This is a genomic window from Salmonella sp. SAL4457, assembly GCF_046548235.1.
Lineage (GTDB): Bacteria > Pseudomonadota > Gammaproteobacteria > Enterobacterales > Enterobacteriaceae > Salmonella > Salmonella enterica.
This window is the reverse complement of the sequence record NZ_JBGDZO010001062.1, coordinates 1-247: the sequence shown is the minus strand read 5'-3', so window position 1 is coordinate 247 and position 247 is coordinate 1. Positions and strand designations below refer to the sequence as shown.

Annotated in this window: 1 pseudogene; it reads left to right on the top strand. The window is 68.8% G+C overall.

What is annotated here, in order from left to right:
- Positions 1-247 (top strand): annotated as a pseudogene (locus tag ACLJNW_RS27440) (oligopeptidase A); the annotation flags it as partial.

The following is a 247-nucleotide window of genomic DNA, read 5'->3' as shown; positions in this document are numbered from 1 at the left end:
CCCTTCTGCAGGCCTACGACCTGCCGCCTTTCTCCTCCATTCGCCCGGAACACGTGAAGCCGGCCATCGAGCGGATCCTCGCCGATAACCGCGCCGCCATCGCCCGCCTGCTGGAAACCCAGCGCGAGCAGCCGACCTGGAAGGGCCTGGTGCTGGCGATGGACGAACTCAACGACCGTCTGGGCGCCGCCTGGAGTCCGGTCAGCCACCTCAACGCGGTGTGCAACAGCGCCGAGCTGCGCGAGGC